The sequence below is a fragment of the Marinimicrobium agarilyticum DSM 16975 genome (assembly GCF_000423345.1).
GTDB classification, from domain to species: Bacteria; Pseudomonadota; Gammaproteobacteria; order Pseudomonadales; family Cellvibrionaceae; genus Marinimicrobium; species Marinimicrobium agarilyticum.
The window spans coordinates 54510-76665 of sequence record NZ_AUHU01000014.1; the positions used below are offsets into that span (position 1 = coordinate 54510).

At 59.0% G+C, this 22156-nt stretch carries 19 protein-coding genes; 7 read left to right on the forward strand and 12 right to left on the reverse strand.

Translation table 11 applies throughout. From position 1 onward, the window contains the following. Positions 1 to 28: 28 nt before the first annotated feature. From G547_RS0113845 to G547_RS0113880, 8 genes are all read right to left on the reverse strand, one after another. On the reverse strand, positions 29 to 1576 hold the full coding sequence (locus tag G547_RS0113845) for an AAA family ATPase (protein WP_051235483.1): 1548 nt from the start codon (positions 1574 to 1576) through the stop codon (positions 29 to 31). Positions 1577 to 1609: 33 nt separating this feature from the next. Next, positions 1610 to 2716: a 3-dehydroquinate synthase gene (aroB, locus tag G547_RS0113850; RefSeq protein ID WP_027330368.1), complete on the reverse strand. Its 1107-nt coding sequence runs from the start codon at positions 2714 to 2716 to the stop codon at positions 1610 to 1612. 70 nt (positions 2717 to 2786) lie between these two features. Further along, entirely contained in the window at positions 2787 to 3299 is a 513-nt protein-coding gene (gene aroK, locus G547_RS0113855) for a shikimate kinase AroK (RefSeq protein ID WP_027330369.1), read from the reverse strand. Positions 3300 to 3302: 3 nt separating this feature from the next. Beyond that, the gene (locus G547_RS0113860) at positions 3303 to 5441 is read right to left on the reverse strand and encodes a type IV pilus secretin PilQ (RefSeq protein ID WP_036188740.1); all 2139 of its coding nucleotides are present in this window, start codon (positions 5439 to 5441) and stop codon (positions 3303 to 3305) included. Positions 5442 to 5480: 39 nt separating this feature from the next. Then, the gene (locus G547_RS0113865) at positions 5481 to 6014 is read right to left on the reverse strand and encodes a pilus assembly protein PilP (RefSeq protein ID WP_027330371.1); all 534 of its coding nucleotides are present in this window, start codon (positions 6012 to 6014) and stop codon (positions 5481 to 5483) included. Between the two features lie 2 nt (positions 6015 to 6016). Further along, positions 6017 to 6628, reverse strand: a complete 612-nt coding sequence (locus G547_RS0113870; RefSeq protein ID WP_027330372.1) for a type IV pilus inner membrane component PilO — start codon at positions 6626 to 6628, stop codon at positions 6017 to 6019. Between the two features lie 2 nt (positions 6629 to 6630). Then, a complete protein-coding gene (locus tag G547_RS0113875; protein WP_027330373.1) occupies positions 6631 to 7212 on the reverse strand; it encodes a PilN domain-containing protein in 582 nt (193 codons plus the stop codon). Further along, on the reverse strand, positions 7212 to 8279 hold the full coding sequence (locus G547_RS0113880; protein ID WP_027330374.1) for a pilus assembly protein PilM: 1068 nt from the start codon (positions 8277 to 8279) through the stop codon (positions 7212 to 7214). The genes G547_RS0113875 and G547_RS0113880 overlap by 1 nt, the downstream gene beginning before the upstream one ends. 154 nt (positions 8280 to 8433) lie before the next feature. On the opposite strand from G547_RS0113880, the gene G547_RS0113885 reads away from it, so the two are divergent. Beyond that, entirely contained in the window at positions 8434 to 10971 is a 2538-nt protein-coding gene (locus G547_RS0113885) for a penicillin-binding protein 1A (RefSeq protein ID WP_051235485.1), read from the forward strand. 36 nt (positions 10972 to 11007) lie between these two features. Here G547_RS0113885 and G547_RS0113890 read toward each other — a convergent pair whose 3' ends face one another. Beyond that, entirely contained in the window at positions 11008 to 11757 is a 750-nt protein-coding gene (locus G547_RS0113890; RefSeq protein ID WP_027330376.1) for a thermonuclease family protein, read from the reverse strand. Between the two features lie 67 nt (positions 11758 to 11824). Beyond that, a complete protein-coding gene (gene rpmE, locus G547_RS0113895; RefSeq protein WP_027330377.1) occupies positions 11825 to 12040 on the reverse strand; it encodes a 50S ribosomal protein L31 in 216 nt (71 codons plus the stop codon). A 254-nt stretch (positions 12041 to 12294) separates the two neighbouring features. On the opposite strand from rpmE, the gene G547_RS0113900 reads away from it, so the two are divergent. From G547_RS0113900 to G547_RS0113925, 6 genes are all read left to right on the forward strand, one after another. Continuing rightward, complete coding sequence (locus G547_RS0113900) at positions 12295 to 14502, forward strand: primosomal protein N' (RefSeq protein ID WP_027330378.1); 2208 nt, start codon at positions 12295 to 12297, stop codon at positions 14500 to 14502. Between the two features lie 490 nt (positions 14503 to 14992). Next, positions 14993 to 15574 (forward strand): SPOR domain-containing protein, encoded by a 582-nt coding sequence (locus tag G547_RS0113905; RefSeq protein WP_027330379.1) that lies wholly within the window; start codon positions 14993 to 14995, stop codon positions 15572 to 15574. Positions 15575 to 15681: 107 nt separating this feature from the next. After that, positions 15682 to 16221 (forward strand): ATP-dependent protease subunit HslV, encoded by a 540-nt coding sequence (gene hslV / locus G547_RS0113910; RefSeq protein WP_027330380.1) that lies wholly within the window; start codon positions 15682 to 15684, stop codon positions 16219 to 16221. 33 nt (positions 16222 to 16254) lie between these two features. After that, on the forward strand, positions 16255 to 17574 hold the full coding sequence (gene hslU, locus G547_RS0113915) for an ATP-dependent protease ATPase subunit HslU (protein ID WP_027330381.1): 1320 nt from the start codon (positions 16255 to 16257) through the stop codon (positions 17572 to 17574). 169 nt (positions 17575 to 17743) lie between these two features. Further along, positions 17744 to 18115 (forward strand): gamma-butyrobetaine hydroxylase family protein, encoded by a 372-nt coding sequence (locus tag G547_RS0113920; protein WP_027330382.1) that lies wholly within the window; start codon positions 17744 to 17746, stop codon positions 18113 to 18115. A 450-nt stretch (positions 18116 to 18565) separates the two neighbouring features. Beyond that, a complete protein-coding gene (locus G547_RS0113925) occupies positions 18566 to 19108 on the forward strand; it encodes a DUF4136 domain-containing protein (RefSeq protein ID WP_036188808.1) in 543 nt (180 codons plus the stop codon). A 132-nt stretch (positions 19109 to 19240) separates the two neighbouring features. Here G547_RS0113925 and msbA read toward each other — a convergent pair whose 3' ends face one another. Together msbA and G547_RS0113935 are read right to left on the reverse strand one after the other, a co-directional pair. Continuing rightward, complete coding sequence (msbA, locus tag G547_RS0113930; RefSeq protein WP_051235489.1) at positions 19241 to 21088, reverse strand: lipid A export permease/ATP-binding protein MsbA; 1848 nt, start codon at positions 21086 to 21088, stop codon at positions 19241 to 19243. An 82-nt stretch (positions 21089 to 21170) separates the two neighbouring features. Next, the gene (locus tag G547_RS0113935; protein WP_027330385.1) at positions 21171 to 22100 is read right to left on the reverse strand and encodes a branched-chain amino acid transaminase; all 930 of its coding nucleotides are present in this window, start codon (positions 22098 to 22100) and stop codon (positions 21171 to 21173) included. Between the last annotated feature and the right edge of the window lie 56 nt (positions 22101 to 22156).

Consider the following 22156-nt stretch of genomic DNA (forward strand, 5'->3'; position numbering starts at 1 on the left):
ATTAACCAAAAGCTATAAAACAACAGTTTTATCTGGAAAGATTTCTCAGAGCCTTGATCTCACCCTGTATATCTTCCACCACACGCGGCCAGGGTCCAGCGCTGCGTTGGGTCGAAGGCAACTGAGTGATCGCCTGGCGGGCTGCTTCGGAGCTACTGTATCGACCGGTCACAACGACAAACCAGGGCTCTCCCTGGCGGCGGCTTTCAAAGCTCAGCAATTGCGCACGGTTGGGCTGCTCAGACAAGTAACGCTGAACCGACTCCCGGGAGCTGGCGCCCAACAGCTGGAGCGTGTAGTCCGAGGGGCGCCAGGAGAGAATGACCTGCTCGTCTTCCGGAATATCGGGCAAGGCCGATGCCTTGGGGGCGGGTGCGGCGGAAGATTCGGAGGAGCCGGGCTTGGAAGCAGCACTCCGCTGGCTCTGTACCGTCTTATCGACGGGCGCCTCCGATGCTTCAGCTGAAGAGTCACCATCCGTTCCTTCTGATGGTAACGTACTGGGTTCGACCTCAATCGTCTCGGGGGACGGCATCTCCGACGGCAGCGATGTGAGACTATGGTTCTCCTCCGCAGGCACCACCACATCGGCGCCCGCGTCTGCCTCCAGCCGCTTTTCTCTGGCGGGCAGCGTCACCGGCTGAGCCTCTCTCGGCGCAGATACCGTCTCCCTGGTGGCCTCCTCTTCAGCGTCGCCCCTGTAGAGAAAGACCATCAGCAGCACCCCCAACAATACCGCCACTACCACGATGTGCACCACCGGCAGGGGCGGACGACCGCCTGGTTTGCTCTGCCGGGGGGTCACAGATTCGAGGAGCCACTGTCGCGCCTGGTGATGAAGCCGGGGCAACCGACCTTCCGCCCGCCGCCACCAGGGCTCCACCTGCTCTTCCGTGAAAACCTCCGGTCCCATGTAATCCGACATTTCCATGCGAAAATTGAGATAGTCGGTGGCTTCTTCCAGAGAGAAGGACGCAAGTTCAAAGTCGTGGATCAGAACATCGTGCATATTGAACTGATCGAGTCGCGTCACCATTTCCGGCTCGGCAAACAACACGATATGGAGGCGACGACCGCTGGCGTCCTGCCCCTGGAGAAGACTGATCAACGCCCCGAGGGTTTTCTCGTCCAGGTGATGAGCGTCATCGATGATGGTCAGCGCGAGCCGGTCTTCCTCGTCGGCCACTTGGGCAAAGTGCCGAAGCGCGGCCAACAGCCGCCCAATCGATGGCTCGCCTTCCAACGGCAACGAGAAGTGGCGCACCATCTGCCCGAGCACATCAGCGGCCTCAACCCCGGGTTCGGCGTTGAGTAGACAGATCTCGTCATCCGGTTCGAAGCTGTTCGCCAGCTCTAGCGCGACTCGGCTTTTACCCACGCCGGGCTTGCCGAGTACCGCAAGAAAGCTGGCGCTGAATTGGCACAGGTGTTGAAGCTGCTCCAGCAGCGCGCGACGGCCGGCACCTCCGAAGAACGTGAACTCCACATCGTCCTGAAAGGGGTCTTCGGTCAAACCGTAATACTGCCGATAGTCGGCTAAAGCGGTGTCCGAGGCTTCGGTATCGGCGCTGTGCATGATGGTGCTACTCCCCGGGGTTTGTGACTGCGATCAGGCGCCCGGCGGCGCATCTCGCTCATCCGCCCGACAGGCGGCAAAGGTTTCCTGCAATAAATCCTGTTCAATATCGCTGGTAATCAGCGCCTCACCGAGCTTGCTGAGCAGGACCAGGCGAAGCCGCCCGTCCACGACTTTTTTGTCCACGCCCATCAGTCTCAGGAAGTCCTCCGGTGCCATATTCGCGGGCGCTTTGACCGGCAGGTGAGCACGCTCCAGCAAACGAATAATTCGGTTCAGTTCGTCTTCGCTGATGGCACCGCGGCGCCAGGAAAGATCCGCCGCCATGACCATTCCGGCCGCCACGGCCTCCCCATGAAGCCAGACACCATAGCCCTGGGCGGTCTCAATGGCGTGACCGAAGGTGTGCCCCAGGTTCAGAATGGCGCGCAAGCCCCCTTCTCTCTCGTCCCGAGCCACCACTCTCGCTTTGTTCTCACAGGAGCGCTTTACCGCATACGCCAGGGTTTTCGGGTCTTTGGCCAGAAGCTCCGGCATATTGGACTCCAGCCACTGGAAAAATTCCTTATCCGCAATCAGACCGTACTTCACCACCTCGGCAATGCCAGCAGACAGCTCGCGCGGAGGCAGAGTCTCGAGCACCGACATGTCCGCAATCACCGCCTTGGGCTGGTAGAAAGCGCCGATCATGTTTTTACCCAGGCGATGATTGACGCCGGTCTTACCGCCCACGGAGGAATCGACCATCGAGAGCAGCGTGGTGGGTACCTGAATAAAGTCAACGCCCCGCTGGTAACAGGCGGCGGCAAAACCCGCCATATCGCCGACAACGCCGCCGCCGAGCGCCAAAACCGTAGTGGTGCGGTTATGACGTGCTTCGAGCAGACCGTCAAACACCTGGTTCAACGTTTCGAGGTTCTTGAACGCCTCACCGTCCGGAAGCACGGTGGTATCCACTTCGTAGGCTTCGAAGCGTTTGATCAATTCGGGCAAGTACAGCGGCGCGATCGTCTCGTTGGTGACAATATAGACTTGATTGGAGCGCAGGTGGCGGAGCAGCAATTCCCCGTTTTCCAGGAGCTGCTCGCCAATGTAAATCGGATAGCTACGATCGGCCAGATCGACGGTCAGAGTTTGCATAATTCACACGGCATCTGAGTGGTAAGACAAGCCATCATCTTAGCATACCGCCCGCGTCTGGGGCGGCGTCTCAGGCGTGGCTCATACGCTCGGCGATGTCCCGGGCAACGGCCTTGGGGGGACGACGGTCGGTGCTCACCACCCAGTCTGCCACCTCCCGGTAGATGGGGTCGCGCTGATTGAGAAGATCGATGATTTTCTGCCGGGGGTTGTCGACCTGCAGCAGCGGGCGCTTCTTGTCCTTGGCGGTGCGCTCAACCAACTGTTCAATGGACGCGGTCAAATAGCAGACCCGACCCGAGCGGTGCATCACTTCGCCATTGACCGGCCGAAGCACAATGCCACCACCAGTGGCAATGACCGCACCGGGTTCCTCGGCAAGCTCCGCGAGTACCGCCGACTCACGATCGCGAAAGCCGGACTCGCCCTCGACGTCGAAAATCCACGGAATATCCGCTCCGGTGCGTTCTTCAATCACCCGATCGCTATCGTAGAAGGGTACCTTCAACTCGGCCGCCAGAAGGCGGCCGATGGTCGACTTGCCGGCCCCCATGGGGCCGACCAGAAATACGTTGTTAGACATGGCTTATTCGGTCAGAGTATCCGCCATAATTTTGGGGGTAATAAACACCAGCAGCTCGCGCTTTTCCTGGGTTCTCACATCCCGGCGGAACAGTTTACCCAAAACGGGGATATCCCCGAGGAGGGGTACCTTGTCCACACCCTCGACCTGCTCAACCTGGAAGATCCCACCCAGCACCACAGTCTGACCGTTCTGTACCAACACCTTGGTCATGACTTCAGTGACGTCAATACTGGGGATACCGGAAGCCTGGTTAAGCGCCCCGACGGAGTCCTGATTGATCACCAAATCCATGATAATGCGATTATCCGGGGTAATCTGCGGCGTCACATCCAGCTTCAGCACTGCTTCCTTAAAGGAGGTGGTGGTCGCGCCACTGGCCGAGGCTTCCTGGTAGGGAATCTCGGTACCCGACATGATGGTAGCCTGCTGCTTGTCCCCGGTAATCACTTTCGGCTGAGAAACGATTTCCGCGTCACCGTTGCTCTCAAGGGCGGATAGCTCCATATCGATAAAGGCACTGTCTGACAGGATACTGAACGCGAAGCTGCCAGCAGGATCGTCCACTCCCAGATCCACCATCTGGTTCTCAGTCAGATCCAAGCCGCCCGAACCAGTCAACCACTCAGCAGGGGAGCCCGGCGCGGAGTCGAGACCTTCAGTCGAACCCGCGAATTCCACCAACGCGTCCGAGGAGCGATTAAAGCCTACGCCACCCCAGCGAACCCCCATCTCGCGACGGAAATCGGTGTTGGCGATTACCAGGCGCGCCTCAATCATGACCTGACGAATGGGGATATCAATCTGTTCCACCAGACGCTTAAAGGCTTCGATACGATCCGCAGTATCGGTAATGATGATGGAGTTGGTACGCTCGTCGACAATGGCGTCACCACGCTCCGACAAGACACTGCCAGTCGCGCGATTGCCGCCGTCGCCGCCACCGGAGCCTCCTCCGCTACGGCCGCCCTCGCCTTCTTCACCGCGGAAGAGTTCAAACATTTCCCGCGCGTTGGCGTAGCGAACCCGGATGTATTCCGTGCGCAGCGGTGCCAACTCTTCCAACTGCTTGCGGGCGGCCAGTTCCTGACGTTCGCGCTCGGCAATTTCCGCTGCGGGCGCAACCATCAGCACATTGCCGTTCAAACGCTTGTCCAGACCCTTGGTTTTGAGCACCAGATCGAGCGCCTGATCCCAGGGCACGCTGTCTAGGCGAAGCGTGATGCGGCCCTGGACGGTATCACTGGCCACCAGGTTCAGGTCGGTAAAGTCGGCGATGATCTGAAGTACACTGCGCACTTCAATGTCCTGGAAGTTCAGTGACAGTTTTTCTCCGGTGTAGCTGAACTCCTGATCCCGTGCTTCCACTTCCTGCTGCGTCAGAGGCTTCACACTGATTACGTACTCATTGTCGGCCTGATAGGCCATGTAGTCGTACTCACCGTTCGCCGCCACTTTAATGACAGTATTGGAACCTTCAGTCTCGGCGGTCACCATCGTCACCGGCGTAGCGAAATCAGTCACATCCAGGCGCCGGCGCAGTTCTTCCGGCAGGAAAACATTCTGAATCTCCAGGTCTACACCCTGGGCGGTTTCGATAATATCGGAACTGATGTTGTCGTCGGAAAGTTGGAGCACCACGCGGCCCTCGCCTTCCTCGCCGCGACGGAAATCAATATTGGTGACGCGGGGCGCCGCGGTTGCTTTACGGGGCTCGCGCTGGGTTTCAACGTCCACCACTTCGCTACCCTGGGCACCCTGGGAGACGTACCCCCCTTGCGCTGCACCCACTTCCAGAATGTACTGGTTGCCCTCTACCCGGGCGTTGTAAGTGGTCAGTTCAGAAAGATTGAGGATCAACCTCGTTCGGCCCTGAGAACTCAGCACCAGGGCACTTGAGCTGTTCTCGAAGGAGAGCGGATAGCGACGCTGCTCCAGGGCACTTTCCACGTCGGGAAAGTCCAGGACAATACGCGCAGGCTGCTCGATCGTGTACCCCTCGGGCTGTGGAGGAGCGTCATCGAAGGCCATTCGCACTTCAAAGCGCTCGCCCGGCAGTTCGGAGAATTGAATGTCATTGAGTGACTTGGCCCACCCCAGAGCGGGTGCCAGACAGACCAAAAACAAGGCTAGATTTCGCATGGTTAACCCCAATAAGCACAGTGCTCGCATGATGATGGCCTATTCCTTTTCTTGTAATTCAATAATTCTGGGACGCTCAACCCAGCCGTTGGCCCCATCGGCAACAATTTCTAAAACCTGAAGCTGTGTCGGTGAGGCCGACACGATACGTCCATGATTTTTACCTAAATAGTTCCCTTCCGTCACCGCGTGAACACCTCCCTGACCATCGTCAATCAAGGCCCAGAGCTGACCATTTTTGGTCAGGGTCCCCACCATCATCAGCGATGAAATGTTAAAGCCCTCCAGATATTCCTTCTGACGATTGAAGTCCGGCTCGACCTGTTTCCCCGTCAACTGCGCCCGGCGCTGCTCTTCCTGCACGGGTGGCTCGAAAGGGCTGCGCATCGTCATCGCGCTGTAGGAAAAGGAACGATAAGGCTGAAACGCCGGGAGCGGCTCAATCTGACCGGAGGGCTTGTTTTTGGTGCGCTGTATATATTCCTGCAGGTCACCATTATTGGCCCCACCACCACAGGCCGTTAACAGCACGACGCTCAAGCTTAAACTAATGCGGTTTATAGTTCTGTTCATCACTACTCATCCTGTGACTTATAGCGATAGGTTTTCGCGTCGATCTGCATATTCAGCGGCCCGCTGTCATCGCTCCGGGTGATCGTGAAATCATGCAGTGTGACGATGCGCGGCATGCCGGCAACCCCACTGACGAACGTTCCCATATCGTGATAGCCACCCTCCACATCAATACTGATGGGCAACTCAACGTAAAACTCGGCTTCCTGCTCCGGCTCAAGCACAATGCTGTTGATCTCAAGGCCGCTCTCGGAACCCCGCGCATCGATGTCTTCGAGCAGACCCGGCACCTCAGTGTCACTGGGCAGACGGGAGAGCAGCGCACCGAAGGACTTCTCCATCTCAACCATCTGAGCGCGATACTCCTCCAGGTTCGCGGCCTGGAAGCTCTTCGTCTCGAAGGTCTGGCGCAGGCTGGACTCCTCGGCGACGGCGCGCTCCAACTGCTGATTCAGCTCCTTGACCTTGACGTAGTAGGTTCCAACAAGCACAAGGATCACAAGCAGTGCACACACAAAGATTTTACCGGGAAGAGGCCAAACGCCCATCCGATCCACATCGATGTCATTTACATCGAAGTTTTTGAGCTGTTCCAGGGTATCGGAAAACGCCATGATCAGTTATCTCCCTCGTCGCCCTCGGCGTCGCCTTGCTCGGCGGGAGCCGAGGTGCGAACCGACATTTTGAAGGCGTTGGCCTGCTCGCCCTGTTCAGGAGCGGCGGTGACCGAGCTCAAGTTGGGCGCGGCGAACCAGTCGGACTCATCCAGGTTGCGCATAAAACTGGATACCCGGTTGTTCGACTCAGCAATCCCTTCCAACTCGAAGACATCGCCAGTGCGCACCATGCGGGTCAGGTAGACCCCATCGGGGATGGCGCGGACCATATCGTCGAAATATCGGACAATCACCGGGCGGGTGCCCTCAAGGTCCTGGATGACGCGCATCCTGGCGAGCAGCTCTTCGCGCTTCTCGCGCAGCTCGCGAATCTCTTTCACGGCTTCTTCAAGGGCGGCAATTTCCGTTTTCAACATCCGGTTGCGTTCGTTCTGATCGGCGATAGCGGACTGGGCGGTGGATACCCACAGGTAAGCAATAAAGGCCGCCACCACTATCACAAAGATCAGAATCCCGATGAATTCTTTTTTCTTTTCCTCACGGTACGCTTCGCGCCACGGGAGTAGGTTAATTCTTGCCATCAGTCGAAACTCCTCATCGCCAGGCCTGCCGCGATCATCATCGAAGGTGCGTCATTGGCCAGAGCCACGGCATTCACCTTGGAGGAGACGGACATATTGGCAAAGGGGTTGGCCACCAGCGTCTGGGTCCCCAATTTTTCCTCAATCAGACCCACCAGGCCTTCCATTGAGGCCACACCCCCGGCCAACACGATATAGTCCACATCGTTATATTGACTGGCCGAGAAGAAGAACTGGAGCGAGCGGGTCACCTGCTGAACCACCGCTTCTTTAAACGGCGCCAGTACTTCCGACTCATAATCATCGGGCAGGCCGCCCTGTTTCTTGGCGAGACCAGCCTCTTCCATGGAGAGGCCGTAACGGCGCTGAATCTCTTCGGTCAGCTGTTTACCACCGAACAGCTGTTCCCTCGTGTAGACGGTACGACCATCGACCAAAACGCTCAGCGTTGTCATGGTAGCGCCGATATCAATGACCGCGACCACCTGACCATCCTGATCCTCAAGCTGCTCTCCCACCAGACCGAAGGCGCGCTCCATGGAGTAGGCCTCCACGTCCACCACCTCCTCCTGCAGGTCGGCCAACTGAAGCACGTTAACGCGCAGGTCGATGTTCTCGCGCCGGCAGGCCGCCAGCAATACTTCCACCTGCTCGGGATTGCGGGGCGACTCCCCCTGAACTTCAAAGTCGATGGCCACCTCTTCGAGAGGGAACGGAATGTACTGATCGGCCTCTATAGAGATCTGGGTTTCCATCGCATCATCGCTGAGGCCGGAGGGCATATCGATCATCTTGGTAATCACGGCGGAGCCGGCGACGGCAACAGCGGCGCTTTTGAGCTTGGTTTTGGACTGTTTGACCACCGTGCGCACAACATCCGCGACCGCTTCCGGGTCGTTGATGTTTTTCTCCACCACCGAGCCAGGTGGCAGGGGGCGTACGGCATAGGTCTCCACCCGGTAGCGATCACCGTGTCGGCTGAGCTCCAGAAGCTTGACCGACGTTGAACTGATGTCCAACCCCAAGACCGGCTTCGCCCTTTTTTCCAGGAAGCTTAAAATGCCCATTTTTCTATCTATATCCGTAACTTAGAGGAAGTTTATGTTATAGGACTTTAAGTTAAGCCTGCAACAAGACTGCGCATATGTAAACAGGTAAAAAGCCCGTATAATGCAGCCGCTCGCGGCTAATTTCGCTAACTCATTAATTCTCATAGAAAAAATGCCTATCAAAAAGTCCTATCTGAGCCTGCTTTTCTGGCTGTTTGTCGCCGGTTCCGGCGCCGCACTCGTCGGTTTGGCGGGGTTATACCTCTATCTCAGCCCCAAATTGCCCCCGGTCGAAAGCCTGCGGCAAGTTCAATTACAGACGCCCCTCAGGGTTTATTCAAGCGACGGGAAGCTAATAGGTGAGTTTGGTGAACAGCGTCGCACCCCGCTCTCATTCGAGGAAATCCCCGATCTGTATATAAAAGCATTATTATCCGCCGAAGATGCGGAATTTTACGACCATTCCGGCGTTTCCATTAGGGGACTTTTGAGAGCCGCGTCACAATTATTGAAAACAGGTGAGATTCAGTCTGGTGGCAGCACACTCACCATGCAGCTGGCAAGGGATTTTTTCCTGTCCCGGGATCAGGTTTTTTCCCGGAAATTCAATGAAATCCTGCTGGCGCTCCAGATCGAGAACGAGCTCTCAAAACAGGAAATACTCGAACTGTTCAGCAACAAAATGTTTTTTGGCAACCGTGCCTACGGCATTCAGGCCGCCGCCCAAATCTATTACGGGAAGGACGCCGAGGAGCTTGAACTTCATCAGTGGGCGATGATCGTTGGCGTATTGAAGGCCCCGTCCGCCTACAACCCGCTCGCCAACCTGGAACGGGCCATGATCCGCCGCAACTGGATTCTCGGACGCATGCTGGAGCTGGGGCACATCGACCAGGCTACCTATGAAGTGGCCGTCAACACTCCGGACAACGCGCGCTACCATGGCGCCACTCTCGAGCTCTACGCTCCCTATATTGCGGAGCTGGCCCGCCGCGAGGCGATTGATCGCTTCGGAGAGGAGGCGTACACCGACGGCTATAAAGTGTATACCACCATCAACAGCCGGTATCAGGCAGCGGCTCAGGACGCCGTGGTAAAGGGTCTGCTGACCTATGACTGGCGCCACGGCTATCGTGGACCGGAGGCCCAATGGGGAGAGCGGCCGGAAGACCTCAGCACCTGGACCGAAGCACTGGATGACCTGACTGCCTTCGGGAATCTGGAGCCCGCCGTGGTGACGGCCGTCGGTGAGCAGTCCGCCGAGGTATTACTGGACACCGGGGAAACGCTGGAGCTGGGCTGGGAGCAGGGGCTGTCAACCGCGCGCCGCTACATCAACGAGAACGCCCGCGGCGCCCTTCCGGAGACCGCCAGCGATGTAGTCAGCGTCGGCGACCTGATCCGCCTCTACCAAATCGAGGGCGCCTGGCACCTGCGGCAAATTCCCGACGCCCAGGCCGCCCTGGTGGGCCTGGACCCGGAAAACGGCGCCATACGCTCGCTGGTCGGCGGCTTTGATTTCCGCCAGAGCAATTTCAACCGCGCCCTGCAAGCAGAGCGCCAGCCGGGATCGAGCTTCAAGCCCTTCGTTTATACCGCCGCACTGAAAAACGGTTTTACCCCTGCGACCCTCGTCAACGACTCACCCATCGTCATTGAAGACGCCAGCCTCGAGGGCGCCTGGCGCCCGGAAAACGACGGCGGCACCTTCCTGGGACCGACCCGCCTGCGCGAGGCGCTCTATCGCTCCCGCAACCTGGTGTCCATTCGGGTACTGCGCAGCATCGGCATTGATGCCCTGCTTGAAACCCTGGGAGAATTTGGTTTCGACCCCGAAAGCCTGCCGCGCAACCTGTCTCTGGCGCTTGGCAGTCACGCCCTGACACCGCTGGAAATGGCTCGGGGTTACGCCATTTTTGCCAATGGCGGCTACCGCGTCGAACCCTATTTGGTGGAAAGCATTGAGAATGTGGACGGCGAGGTCATTCATCAGGCCCGCCCCCTCACGGTATGCCGGACCTGCAAGCCCCTCGCCAATGAGGAGGAACCGGAGAGCCTGGTCGCCGATATCTTTACTGAGCCACCTTCACCCGAGACGTCATCCTCGCAATGGCCTCAAACCGAGCGCAATCGCGAAGCCCTTGAGCCCGAAACCCCGCTGGATCAACCGGCTCAACTGGCACTGCTCGACGAGGCCGATGCGGTCATCCCGCCGCCCATTGCCCCCAGAGTTCTGGACGAGCAGACCGCTTATATCATCGATTCCATGCTTCGGGATGTGATCGCACGCGGCACGGGCCGACGTGCCCGGGTGCTTGACCGCTCCGACATCGGCGGCAAAACCGGTACCACCAATGGTCCGCGGGATGCGTGGTTCGCCGGCTACAGCCCCCATATCGTCACCGTTGCCTGGCTGGGTTTTGACCAGTACCAGATGCTCGGCCGCGGAGAGTATGGCGGCAGCGCCGCATTGCCGATCTGGATCAACTACATGCGCACCGCACTTGAAGGCAAGCCGGATCAACTCCGGCCTCAGCCCGAAGGCATTGTTACGGTTCGCATTGACCCCGAAAATGGTCGACGCGCCCAGCCGGGGGATCCGGATGCGATTTTCGAGATATTCCGGGCAGAGGAGGTGCCGCCGTATGACAGCAATGGCAATGGTGGCAGCACAGTGGAAACGGAGCAGCTGCCAGAAGAGTTGTTCTAGTCCTGAACACCCCACCACTGGTGGGGTGTTGGTCGGCTACGGGAAGGAGATATCATAGCGGCTGCGGATCTGCATCAGCAACGGCTTAAAGCCGCGCCTGGCCGCCCGGGAGCCCGAGCGGTCAACCACCCAGCCCCGCACTTCAATCATCCGGCCCGCCGAAACGCCGGAGGCTTTCAACGTTGACCAAAGCTCGGCGGGCACCTGCAAGACCAACGGGCCATTCAATTCAACCCATACCGAGCCACCGGCTTCGCTGATATCGGTCACTTGCCCCCTCAACCGCTGAAACCCGGTCTCTTCAAGCGTGAGCTCCGCCGTGGATATCGGCTGCCAACCGTCATGCCCCCAAACGCCGCGCCCGGCACTCAGTGCTTGCGTCTGCGCAAGAGCCAGACAATCCGCAAGATGGGTATTGGGGGGAATCGCGATATGAAAAGCCAGGCCTTCGCGCAACAGGGCCGCCTCCACACTCTCTCCCGAGGGTGTAAAAACGTAGGCCAACGTCCGGCCATAGTGATCTTCCCGCTCCCGATCGTAGACCAGCAAAACCTCGTCCAGCGTCGACAGGTGCTGCTTCAGACTCTCTTTCGCCGCTTGCGCCAGAGGCTGAGCCGGGCGCCCCTCCCTCGCCAGCTCCGGGGCATTCACGCCGATCAGCCGCACCCGCTCCCCGCTCACCAACCGAACGCTGTCGCCATCCTGCACCTGAGCCACCACCGCCCGTTCACGCGGCAGCGACCCCGGCAACTCACACCCAAGGGCCTGGCCGGCCAGAAGCCACACACAAACAAAAACGCCGAGAGCTTTCGCTCTCGGCGTTTTCGATCGTTCGGGCCTTGGGGCCACCATCTTATTTGGCAGCGATACGGCTACCGAAACGCTTCTTGAAGCGATCGATACGGCCGCCGGTATCAACAATCTTCTGCTTGCCGGTGTAGAAGGGGTGACACTCAGAGCACACGTCGACCTGGAAATCGGTACCCAGTGTGGAGCGGGTCTTGATAACGTTGCCGCAACTGCAGGTAGCAGTCACTTCATCATATTTGGGGTGCAGATTCGCTTTCATGGTAAATGCCTTTCGTCTTTGTGCCGCCACCCGGTCGACCCCGCCCGCCAACGACGGATTCAGGGATTTTGCCGAGCACCGCACAACGGTTAATGGGTACGGCTTTTTGGAAGCGGGGCATAGTACCAGAAACACCCGACAAAGCAAGCACCACAGCCGACCCCAGCGGCTCTTCGACATCACAATCATTCCTTGAGCCTGACGAAGTACGGTATCCTGACCGCCTTTTTGCACCAGCCGTACATCGGGAGCCCATGTCCAGCCCTACCGTTCTCGAAATCGCCCTGCCCACACCACTGCGGCGCCGGTTTGACTATCTGCCTCCGCCGGGGGTCGATCCGGCCACTCTACACCCAGGGCAGCGGCTGAAAGTCCCTTTCGGCTCCCAGCGATTGGTGGGCCTGCTGCTTCGAGTAAAAAGTGAGTCTTCACTGTCGCTAAAGCAACTGCGTCCCGCCGAGGTTCTACTCGATGACGCCCCCCTGCTGCCAGACGAACTCTGGCAGCTATGCCTCTGGGCCGCAGAGTACTACCAGCATCCGATCGGCGATGCCCTGAGCACCGCCCTGCCCGTGCTGTTGCGCCAGGGGGAAGCCGCTCGAGAGCGAAGTGAACCCTATTGGCAACTGACCACGGAGGGCAGGGGGCTTCCCGAAGGCGCCCTGAAGCGTGCCCCCCGCCAGGCCGAACTGTTGGCCGCACTCCAGCAGCGCGGCGCCCTCAACCGGGCCGACCTGTCCATACTCGGCTTCAACCGGACTCAGCTCAAACCACTGGAAGAAAAAGGACTGGCCGAAGTCACAGAGCGAGTACTCACTCCGCCCGAAGCTTCCCACATACTGAGGGAGCCCCCTCTAAGCCTCTCCGAGGAACAGCGCATCGCGTTGGCGCAGATTCCCGACAGCGGTTTCTCCATCAGTCTGCTGGACGGCAGTACCGGCAGCGGAAAGACCGAAATCTACCTGCAAGCCATTGCCCGCACTCTCGAACTCGGGCGTCAAGCGTTGGTGCTGGTGCCGGAAATCGGCCTGACGCCGCAGACGCTTGCGCGATTTCAACGCCGCTTCGCCCAGCCAGTAGTAGCCATGCACTCGGGCATGAACGACCGGGAGCGGCTTGACGCCTGGCTGCAAGCGCGGGACGGCCGCGCCCGGATTGTGATTGGCACCCGCTCCGCCATTTTCACACCACTGGCGCAGCCCGGCATTCTGATTGTCGACGAGGAGCACGACAGTTCCTTCAAACAACAGGACGGCTTTCGCTATTCCGCCCGGGACCTGGCCGCCCTGCGCGCCCAACGAATGGGGATCCCGTTAGTGCTGGGCAGCGCCACCCCCGCCCTGGAGAGCCTGCACAACGCCCGCACGGGGCGCTATCAGTACCTGCGCCTGACCCATCGCGCCGGCAATGCCCGTCCACCAGAAATTCTGTTGCAGGACATCCGCCGCCGCCCCCTGGAAGAGGGCCTGAGCGAGCAGACCCTGAACCAGATCCGGACCACTCTGGAGGACGGCAACCAGGTGCTGGTGTTCCTGAACCGCCGGGGCTATGCCCCGACCCTTGAGTGCACCGAATGCGGCTGGCTCGCCGAGTGCGGCCACTGCGACACCCGTCTGACCATGCACCAGACCCCCCGGCACCTGCACTGCCACCACTGCGACCACCAACGGGCGGTACCGAGGCAATGCCCTTCCTGCCAAAGTACACGCCTGCAACCGGTGGGCCAGGGAACCGAGCGCAGCGAAGAGGCCCTGCAGCGCTACTTCCCCGAGACCCGGATACTGCGGGTAGATCGAGATTCCACCCGTCAGAAGCATGCCTTTCGCGACCTGATCGACGAAGTCCACAAAGGCGATCCCTGCATTCTGGTGGGCACTCAGATGCTCGCCAAAGGCCATCACTTCGCCGATGTCACCCTGGTGGTGATCCTGGACGCCGATGCGGGATTGTTCAGCACGGATTTCCGGGGCCCGGAGAAGATGGGCCAACTGCTGCTCCAGGTCGCCGGCCGGGCGGGCCGCGCGGAGAAGCCCGGGCAGGTCATTATCCAGAGCCACCACGTCGAGCACCCGCTGATCCGCACGCTGGTGGAGCGGGGCTATCACGATTTCGCGGAATTGATTCTGAGCGAGCGACGGCTGACAGGCCTCCCCCCTTTCCGCCAGATGGCGCTGCTGCGGGCGGAATCCAAGCGCCCGGAGAACGCGGTGGCTTTCCTTAAACAGGCACGGGCGATTGCGGAGAAGCTGCATCCCCCGAATCATGAGTTGGGTTATCTGGGGCCACTACCGGCCATGCTGGAGAAGCGGGGAGACCGGTACCGTTACCAACTCCAGTTGAACGCGGCCAACCGAAAGGCACTGCATTCGCTGTTGGGTCGTCTGACGCTGGAATTGGAGCAGCACCCACTGGCCAAGCGAGCCCGCTGGTCGGTGGATGTGGATCCTCAAGATATGAGCTGACATCTTCAATGTACCTAGGGCGAGCGCATCACGTCCGGCCCGCCATGGGGCATACCGGTTGTAGACCCGCCGTGAACCCATCCATGGGGGCTTCTCATCGGCATCCATGCCTCAGAGAGTCTACAACCGGTATGCCCCACGTCGGTCCTCAGTGCCAATAGAACGTTCGGATGATCCCTCGAATCCCAATTAGCGGCGGAAAGAAAGAGGGTGGCAATTAGCGCTTACCGCGCCCTACACCTACAGAAGGTTTGGTATGGCACTGAGGCCGTGCGGGGGATAGACCACTCGGAGACTCTCTGAGGCATGGATGCCGATGAGAAGCCTACAGGGATGTATTCACGGCGGGTCTCCGAGTGGTCTATCCCCCGCACGGCCGGACACGACGAACTCCCAAAAACATCTTGTAATAGGAGCCAGTGAGACTGGCACCACGGAGCGCTGGTGAGTACAATTGCTCGCGCTCTAACACGTCAGGCCCCACACCATCATGACCCGAGATTACGCCAAGAAAAACCGCCCCGCACCCCGGCGCAACCGCCCCAAAAGCCAAGTGCCCGGCTGGGTATGGCTATTCACCGGCCTCGTGCTGGGCGGCTTTATCGTATTCCTCGCACGCCTGACCGACGTCGACGTCCCCGAACAGCCCCAACAGACGGCACCGAAATCCGCCCCCAAAGTCGCCGAAGAACCCAAACCCGAAAAACAGGACACCCCCAAGCCGCGCTTCGACTTCTACAAACTGCTGCGCGAAAGCGAAGTCATCGTGCCCGCTACCGAACCGTCCGAACGCCAGGCCAACAACGACGAGACACAGGAAGCCAGCAAAGACGAATTTATCCTACAGGTCGGCTCCTTCCGTAAGTCTTCGGAAGCCGACAGCCTGCGAGCGCAATTATTGCTGCTCAACCTCGACGCCTACACCGAACAGGTTACTCTGAACAACAACGAAGTCTGGCATCGCGTTCTGGTCGGTCCCTTCAACAACCAGTCCCGCCTCGCCAGCGCCCGCGCAACGCTGGTTTCCAACGACTACCATGCGTTGGTTTTGAAACGTAAACGCGACGACTGAAGCGCGAACACCGATCCAGCAGCGCTCGGCGCTGCTTGAAATCCCCCCGGTTTGCCCCCACCTCAGCCATTCACTACATCACACATTGGTTTGATAAAGGACGGCTTGTGGAACAATACCGAGGTACCACCATTCTCTCCGTGCGCCGCAACGGCCAGGTCGCCATCGGCGGCGACGGTCAGGTATCCCTGGGCAACACCATCATGAAAGGCAACGCCCGCAAGGTACGGCGTCTGTACAAGGATCAGGTAATCGCGGGCTTCGCCGGCGGCACCGCCGACGCTTTTACCCTGTTTGAGCGCTTCGAGGCGAAGCTTGAGGCCCACAACGGCCAGCTGACCCGCGCCGCTGTGGAACTGGCCAAAGACTGGCGTACCGACCGGGCGCTGCGCCGCCTGGAAGCCCTGCTGGCGGTGGCCAACGCCGAAGCCTCATTGATCATTACCGGCAACGGCGATGTCATTCAGCCCGAAGACGACCTGATCGCCATCGGCTCCGGCGGCGCCTTCGCCCAGTCCGCCGCGCGCGCCTTGCTGGACAACACTGAACTGGATGCCAAACACATCGTCGAAAAAGGGCTGACCATCGCCGGCGACATCTGCATCTACACCAACCACAACCAGACCATCGAAACCCTCGATTACTGAGGCTCGACGGACTGAACGACCAACGAGTTAGTTATGTCTGACATGACCCCAAGGGAAATCGTCCACGAGCTGGACAAACACATCATCGGCCAGCACAACGCCAAGCGCGCCGTGGCCATTGCCCTGCGCAACCGCTGGCGGCGCATGCAGCTGGACGAGAATCTGCGTGCGGAAATCACCCCCAAGAACATCCTGATGATCGGCCCCACCGGGGTGGGTAAAACCGAGATTGCCCGCCGCCTGGCCAAGCTGGCGCACGCCCCGTTCATCAAAGTGGAAGCCACCAAGTTCACCGAAGTAGGCTATGTCGGCCGCGATGTTGAATCCATCATCCGGGACCTGGTGGACATTTCCATCAAAATGCACCGCGAACAGGCCATGAAAACCGTCCAGCACCGCGCCGCCGAAGCGGCCGAAGAGCGCATCCTGGACGTCCTTCTTCCGCCCGCGAGAGGCGGCGATACCGAAAACACCACTGAATCCAGCACCCGCCAGATCTTCCGCAAAAAACTGCGCGAAGGCGAGCTAGACGACAAAGAGATCGAAATCGAAGTCTCCAGTCACCCCATGGGCGTGGAAATCATGGCACCGCCCGGTATGGAAGACATGACCAGCCAACTGCAGAACATGTTTTCCTCCATGTCCAAGGACAAAAAGAAAACCAGCAAAATGATCGTCAAACAGGCCTTCAAACAGCTTCAGGAAGAAGAAGCGGCCCGGATGATCAATGAGGAAGAAGTCAAAGCCGAGGCCATCACAGCCGTCGAACAGAACGGCATCGTCTTTCTCGACGAAATCGACAAAGTCGCCAAAAAAGGCGAAACCAGCGGCGCCGACGTCTCCCGCGAAGGCGTGCAGCGCGACCTGTTGCCGTTGATCGAAGGCTGCACCGTGAGCACCAAACACGGGATGATCAAAACCGACCACATCCTGTTCATCTCCTCCGGCGCCTTCCACCTGAGCAAACCCTCGGACCTGATCCCGGAACTGCAGGGCCGCCTGCCCATCCGAGTGGAACTCAGCGCCCTGACCCCGGACGACTTCGAGCGCATCCTGACCGAGCCCAGCGCCTCGTTGACCGAACAACACCAGGCCCTGCTCAAAACCGAAGGCGTCGAGGTGATCTTCAAGCCCGACGGCATCCGCCGCATCGCTGAAACCGCGTTCGACGTCAACGAAAACACCGAAAACATCGGCGCCCGTCGCCTGCACACCCTGCTCGAACGCCTGCTCGAAGACGTTTCTTTCGATGCCGGCAGCCAACAGACGCAAGTGGAAGTCGATGCGGCTTATGTTGAAGAGCACTTGGGTGAGCTGGCGAAGGATGAAGATCTGAGCCGGTATATTCTGTAACACGAGTTACAGCCTTGCACCCAAACAGGCTCGGTTTACGGGGCATGATTGCAAGACCGTGGAGCGGGGGACCCGCGATTCGAGCCCCCAGGGACGGGGTCACGGCGTGTCTTGCGATGATGCCCCGTGAAGCGAGCCGGCTCTAGTGGCACACACCCAGGAGTTCGCCATGGTTCCCGACAAAATCCTGCTCCACAAAAAGTCCCGCCAGCTTGAGCTAACCTACGGTGACCAGAGCTATCGCCTGGACGCCGAATACCTGCGCGCGGTCTCCCCCAGCGCCGAAGTCCGCGGCCATGGCTCAGGTTCCGGCACCCTCCCCTCCGGCAAACGCGATGTCGCCATCGACCACATCGAAGCCGCCGGCAACTACGCCCTTAAAATCCTGTTTGATGACGGCCACGATTCCGGCATCTACACTTGGGATTATTTGCACGATTTGTGTGTCAATGAAGAGAGCCATTGGCAAGAGTATCTGGACGCTCTGCATGAACAAGGGAAATCTCGGGATCCGGATACACAGGTCGTTCGGTTGATGTAGGTATTTTTGGTTCCGTCAGGGTCCGGTGTCTGTGGGTATGTACCATTCATAGACCCGCCGTGAACCCGTCCATGGGGGCTTCTCATCGGCATCCATGCCTCAGAGAGTCTATGAATGGTACATACCCACAAACACCTCAGTGCCATAAATCGCCTCCGTGATTTGATCAGGCTTTCTGAAAGCGTCTTTCCCCCACGTGGAAGATTCAGCGCGAGGCAAGTTTTGCAAACATGGGAAGTATCGCGTATGGGCCCCACGACAAGATAGGAACAGCGTTTTCCGATGGCACGGAGGTGGGAGTGGGGGTATACCCGTTAGAGACTCTCTGAGGCATGGATGCCGATGAGAAGCCCCCAGGGATGGGTTCACGGCGGGTCTCTAACGGGTATACCCCCACTCCCACCGGAACATCCGATGGCACACATTCTTGCCAAGTTCAGGAACGATATTATGAAAAGTCTATATCACAGTATCACCATACTAAGCGTTCTATTTTTCCTCACCGCTTGCGCTGGCCCCAAGATTGAGCAGGACTACAAGCCCGGGACCGAATTTGATCCCGGTTGGACCTACTACGAATTCCGGGGCGGCAGCTCACAAATCCAAGGGGTCGACTACCTGCGGCTCGAAACCATCGCCCAGGAAATACTCGCCTCCGAAGGCTACCAGGTCGCACCGCACGACCCCCAATTCTACATTGACATCACCGGCTCCACCCGCCTTGCCACCGGCGGCGGAAAATCCGTAGGAATCTCCATCGGCTTACCCGTCGGCAGCCACGGCAGTGTGGGACTCGGAGGCAGTAAAAGCCTGGATGGCGAAGGCCGGCAGGAAGGCGTGATTATCGTCGACATCACCAACGCACAGACCAATGAGCTGATCTGGCGCGGCAGCGCGAGCGGGATTCCTCTGGAAGATTTTCAGCTGGCGCGCGAGGCGCAGTTGCGGAAGGTGATGCGGGAGTTATTGGCTCAGTTTCCACCGGAGGAATGACATAAGGCGAAAGCCCGTTCGAAAAGCTGGAACGGAATGACCAATCGCATAGGGCACACAGCCACCGTTTATACGGCAGGTGGCGGCCTTCGGCCTTACCGTGCCCTACGCTGGGTCAAGCGCATGCCGCGATTACAATTCGTCTCGGAACTGCATGGAATGCAGACGGGCGTATTGGCCGTCGGCGGCGAGCAGTTCTTTGTGGCTGCCCACTTCCAGGATCTTGCCCTCGCCCATCACCACAATCCGATCCGCTCTTTCAATGGTGGAGAGACGGTGCGCCACCACGAAGGTGGTGCGGTTTTTCATTACCTCTTCCAGAGCCGCCTGAATATGGCGCTCAGATTCAGTATCCAAAGCCGATGTGGCCTCGTCCAGAATCAGAATGGGCGCGTTTTTCAAAATAGCGCGGGCAATCGCCAGGCGCTGGCGCTGGCCCCCGGAGAGGCGGGTACCGCTTTCACCGATCAGCGTGTCATACCCTTGGGGCAACTGTTCGATAAACTCATGGGCATGGGCCGCCTTGGCCGCTTCGCGTACGGTCTCCGGGTCGGTCTCCGACAGGGAGCCGTAGGCGATATTGCCGGCCACGGAGTCGTTGAACAGCACTACGTTCTGATTCACCAGCGCCACCTGTTCGCGCAAGTTGTCCAGGCGATAATGTTCGAGCGGTTCACCATCGAGCAGAATACGCCCGGCGCCGGGATCATAGAAGCGGGTCAGTAAGCTCACCAGTGTGGACTTACCGCTGCCGGAACGACCGACAAGTGCGATGACTTCACCGGGTTTCACATCCAGGTTGATCCGGTTGAGCACCCAATCATCGTTGCCGTCGTAACTGAAGCACACATCTTCAAAGCGCACGCCGCCCTGAGCGCGCTCAACGCGCAACGTCCCGGTATCCCGCTCGGCCGGTTCGTCCAGCAGATGAAAAATACTGTCGGCCGCCGCCACGCCTTTCTGGATGGTGGGTACCACCTCGCTCAACTGCCGCAGCGGCTTGAGCACCAAACCTGCCGCCGTAAAGTAGGCAATAAAGGCACCGGGATCGTCCAGCTCCATAATCGTCAGCGCCACATACAACATCAGCCCCATAGACAGGGCTACCAACATCTGCATGATGGGCGTATTAAGCGAAGAGGTGAACACGATTTTCATGTTCTGCAGGTAGTTCCGCCAACTGGCCTGATTGAAGCGACGTTTTTCGTACGCTTCCCCGCCGAAACTGCGCATGACCCGGTAGCCGTGGATCATCTCGGAGGACACCTGGGTAATATCGCCCATGCTGTGCTGCACCTTAGCGCTCAGCCGACGCAGGCGTTTGCCCACATAACCGACAAGCGCGGCGATCACCGGTGCCACCAACAACAGCAGTAGCGTCAGCATCCAGTCTTTGTAAAGCAGATAGCTCATCAGGGCGATGACCGTGGCGCCCTCGCGAATCAGAATTTTCAGCGCGTCGGTGGCCGCCGTGGTCACCCCGTTGACGTTGTAGGTGATCACCGACATCAGGTGCCCAGAGCTGTGACGGTCAAAGTACTGACCGGGGAGGTGGGCCATATGATCAAACAGGCTGACCCGCAAGGTGTGAACGATACGAAACGCCAACTGGGAGATAAAGAAATTCCCCAGAAACGCGCCGACGCTGCGCGCAAACACAATGCCCACAATGATAACGGAGGGTAAGTAAGCGGGACCCCTCTCGCCCGCAGCGGCGGACGTGTCCCCACCGCTGAGAGGTTCTGGTAAGAAGGAGGGAGCCCCTTCCCCCGCAGCGCCGATAAAGTCCAGCAGGTATTCCATGAACTGGGCCATGGCCGGCTGGGAGGCCGAGTAGATCACAAAGCCGACCACACTGATGGCGAACAACACCCAGTAGGGTTTGATGTAGGCGAGCAGCCTCAGGTAAACCTTGAGGGAAGCGGTATCGGTCTGCCGCAGGCTGTCATCCGGGGCGGGCGGCGTGCCTCTATCGCTCATGGTGTGCGGGGTCCTCCGAGGGCGCGCCACCCGAAGGGGGCACGCGCTTTGGGTTCAGTTCGAACAAGCATGCCGGGACGAATCAGTCGGCCACCGGTGCCAACCAGTCTCCGTGAGTCGGCAGCTTGCCTTTCACCGCGTCGAAGTACATGGACTGCAACTGAGTGGTGATCGGGCCACGGTGGCCTTCACCAATCACCCGGCCGTCCAGCTCGCGAATGGGCAGTACTTCCGCGGCGGTACCGGTAAAAAAGGCTTCGTCCGCGATATAGACTTCGTCCCGCGTGATCCGTTTCTCCCGCACTTCATAACCGCAATCAGCCGCCAATTGGAAAATGGTGTTGCGCGTAATGCCGTCAAGGCAGGAGGTCAGCTCCGGGGTGTAGATAATGCCATCGCGTACCAGAAAGACGTTTTCGCCACTGCCCTCGGCCACGTAGCCTTCGTTGTCCAGCAGCAACGCTTCTTCACAGCCACTGTCCAGTGCCTCGCGCAACGCCAGCATCGAGTTGATGTAGTTGCCGTTGGCTTTGGCCTTGCACATGGTGATGTTCACATGATGACGGGTGTAGCTGGAGGTGCGCACCTTGATGCCCATGTCCCGCGCTTCCGGCGACATATAGGACGGCCAGTGCCAGGCAGCCACCATGACATGCACCTTCAGATTATCCGCCCGCAACCCCATGCCCTCGGAGCCGAGAAATGCCATGGGGCGCAGATAACTTTCGTGCAGGCTATTTTCCCGCACCACCAGTTTCTGGGCTTCGTTCAACTCGTCTTTACTGTACGGCAGGTCCATCCGCATGATATGAGCGGAACGGAACAGACGGTCCGTGTGTTCTTTCAAGCGAAAAATACAGGTGCCCCGGTCACTGCTTTCATAGGCGCGAACGCCTTCAAAGACACCCATGCCATAGTGCAGGGTGTGGGTCAGTACGTGGACCTTGGCATCCCGCCAGGGCACCAGTTCGCCATCCAGCCAAATAACGCCGTCGCGATCGGCAAATGACATAACCAACTCCTAAATGCTGAAAATCGTGGGACTGTGGTCGGCGTTCAAGGCGCCCG

Bases quoted from the DNA above. Each gene is read 5' to 3' on its own strand.
- aroB (WP_027330368.1), bottom strand. From the start codon at position 2,716: ATGCAAACTCTGACCGTCGATCTGGCCGATCGTAGCTATCCGATTTAC.
- G547_RS0113905 (WP_027330379.1), top strand. From the start codon at position 14,993: ATGACCCGAGATTACGCCAAGAAAAACCGCCCCGCACCCCGGCGCAAC.
- hslU (WP_027330381.1), top strand. From the start codon at position 16,255: ATGTCTGACATGACCCCAAGGGAAATCGTCCACGAGCTGGACAAACAC.
- G547_RS0113925 (WP_036188808.1), top strand. From the start codon at position 18,566: ATGAAAAGTCTATATCACAGTATCACCATACTAAGCGTTCTATTTTTC.
- G547_RS0113900 (WP_027330378.1), top strand. From the start codon at position 12,295: ATGTCCAGCCCTACCGTTCTCGAAATCGCCCTGCCCACACCACTGCGG.
- G547_RS0113880 (WP_027330374.1), bottom strand. From the start codon at position 8,279: ATGGGCATTTTAAGCTTCCTGGAAAAAAGGGCGAAGCCGGTCTTGGGG.
- msbA (WP_051235489.1), bottom strand. From the start codon at position 21,088: ATGAGCGATAGAGGCACGCCGCCCGCCCCGGATGACAGCCTGCGGCAG.
- aroK (WP_027330369.1), bottom strand. From the start codon at position 3,299: ATGTCTAACAACGTATTTCTGGTCGGCCCCATGGGGGCCGGCAAGTCG.
- G547_RS0113845 (WP_051235483.1), bottom strand. From the start codon at position 1,576: ATGCACAGCGCCGATACCGAAGCCTCGGACACCGCTTTAGCCGACTAT.
- rpmE (WP_027330377.1), bottom strand. From the start codon at position 12,040: ATGAAAGCGAATCTGCACCCCAAATATGATGAAGTGACTGCTACCTGC.
- G547_RS0113875 (WP_027330373.1), bottom strand. From the start codon at position 7,212: ATGGCAAGAATTAACCTACTCCCGTGGCGCGAAGCGTACCGTGAGGAA.
- G547_RS0113885 (WP_051235485.1), top strand. From the start codon at position 8,434: ATGCCTATCAAAAAGTCCTATCTGAGCCTGCTTTTCTGGCTGTTTGTC.
- G547_RS0113870 (WP_027330372.1), bottom strand. From the start codon at position 6,628: ATGGCGTTTTCCGATACCCTGGAACAGCTCAAAAACTTCGATGTAAAT.
- G547_RS0113865 (WP_027330371.1), bottom strand. From the start codon at position 6,014: ATGAACAGAACTATAAACCGCATTAGTTTAAGCTTGAGCGTCGTGCTG.
- G547_RS0113920 (WP_027330382.1), top strand. From the start codon at position 17,744: ATGGTTCCCGACAAAATCCTGCTCCACAAAAAGTCCCGCCAGCTTGAG.
- G547_RS0113935 (WP_027330385.1), bottom strand. From the start codon at position 22,100: ATGTCATTTGCCGATCGCGACGGCGTTATTTGGCTGGATGGCGAACTG.
- G547_RS0113860 (WP_036188740.1), bottom strand. From the start codon at position 5,441: ATGCGAAATCTAGCCTTGTTTTTGGTCTGTCTGGCACCCGCTCTGGGG.